This is a genomic window from Kitasatospora sp. NPDC003701 (genome assembly GCF_053587085.1).
This window is the reverse complement of record NZ_JBSFNM010000163.1, coordinates 1-1,849: the sequence shown is the minus strand read 5'-3', so window position 1 is coordinate 1,849 and position 1,849 is coordinate 1. Positions and strand designations below refer to the sequence as shown.

Below are 1,849 nucleotides of genomic sequence, written 5' to 3'. Positions count from 1 at the left end.
CCGGGGCGAGATCAGCTACGGCGAGCTGGGGCGGCAGTTCCAGCTCGGCGTCCGCCGTTGCCACGTGCCCGGTGCGGGGCCGGGCGATCGGCCCCGCACCGAGGGAGTCGTGCCGCCCGGTCAGTGCTGCGCCCCGGTCAGCGCTGCTGGCCGGGCGGGGTGGTGGCCGGCGTGCTCGCGCTGGTCCCGGCGGGGTCCGTTTCGGGCTTGGGCGCCGGGTCGGGGATGTCGGCCATCTTCAGGGGCAGCTTGGGGGCGCCGCGCAGGGCCTGGTTCATGGCGTCCTGCCAGATCGGGCCGGGGCCGTCGGCGCCGAACACCTCGGGACGGTACTTCCCGTTGATGGTGATGTTGCGCATCTCGACGCCGCCGTTCGGACCGCCGAGCCAGACGGCGGTGGCGAGCTGCGGGGTGTAGCCGCTGAACCAGGCGGCCTTCTTGTGGTCCGAGGTGCCGGTCTTGCCGGCGATCTGCCGGTTGCCCTCCAGGTTGGCCTTCGCGCCGGTGCCGTTCTCGGTCACGCCGTTCAGGATGGTGTTCAGCGCCTGTGCCGTCGTGTTGGAGAACACCTGACCGCACTGGCCGGCCGGGACGGGGACGTCCTTGCCGTCCACCGTGGTGATCTTGCTGATGGCGATCGGGGCACAGTACTTGCCCTCGGCGGCGAAGGTCGCGTAGACGTTCGCCATGGTCAGCGGGCTCACCTCCTCCACCCCCAGGGCCATCGCGGGGACCTCCTCCAGGGGCTTGCCGCTGGCCCGCGCGGTGATGCCGAGCTTGTTGGCCATCTGCTTGACCGAGCAGAGCCCGATCTCCTGCTCCATCTGCACGAAGTAGGTGTTCACGGAGAGGGCCATCGCCTGCTTCAGCTGGTAGGGGCCCTTCTCGCTCGCGGACTCGTTCGGCACCACCGACTTGGGCCGGGCGTCGTTCTTCCAGGTACCCGAACAGGTCTTCATCGTCGGGTACTCGAGCTTGTTCGGGGACGAGTACTCCTGGGTGGCCGGCAGCCCGGCCTCCAGCGCCGCGGCCGCGACGATCGGCTTGAACGTGGACCCGGGCTGGAAGCCGTTGCCGCCGCCCATCGCCGCATCGACGTTGAGGTTGACGACGGTCTGGTTCTTGTCCTTGTCCAGGCCGTAGGGGCGGGTCTGGGCCATCGCCAGGATCTTGCCGGTGCCCGGCTCGACCATGCTGGCGGCGGCCGAGACGCTGTCGGTGACCCGCACATTGCTGCTCACGGCGTTCTGGGCGGCGGCCTGCTTGTCCGGGTCCAGGGTGGTGTAGATGTTGAGGCCGCCCTGGTCCCAGAACTTCTTGCGCTCGGCGGCGTTCTGGCCGAACGCCGGGTCCTGCTTGACCACGTGGCGGACGTAGTCGCAGAAGAAGCCCATGCCCGCCTGGGCGGTGATGCAGCCGTTCTGCGGGTCCTTGTACTTCAGGCCCAGCGGGGCGGCCTTGGCCTCCTTGGCCTGCTCCGGGGTGATGTGCTTGTTCTCGACCATCTTGTCGAGCACCACGTCGCGGCGGTTCTGCGCGGCCTGCGGGTGCAGCTTCGGGTCGTATTGCGAGGGGTTCTGCACCAGCCCGGCCAGGGTGGCGGCCTCCGCGACGGTGAGGTCCTTGTTGCTCTTGCTGAAGTAGCGCTGGGAGGCGGCCTCGACCCCGTAGGCGCCGTTCCCGTAGTACGTGATGTTCAGGTAGTTGGTGAGGATCTCGTCCTTCGTCAGCTCGTCCTCGAGCTTGATCGCGATCTTCAGCTCCTGGATCTTGCGGCCCAGGGTCTTGCGCTGGGCCTCCAGGACGGCGGCCTGGTCGTCGCCGGCCTTCTCGACGTTGACGTTCTTCA

General features: G+C 68.8%; 1 protein-coding gene. It reads right to left on the bottom strand.

Features of this window, described 5'->3' with window-relative positions:
• Window positions 1-137: 137 nt before the first annotated feature.
• Window positions 138-1,849 (bottom strand): transglycosylase domain-containing protein (locus tag ACWDRR_RS44380; RefSeq protein ID WP_449778030.1); only part of this gene is annotated, 1,712 nt, incomplete at its 5' end.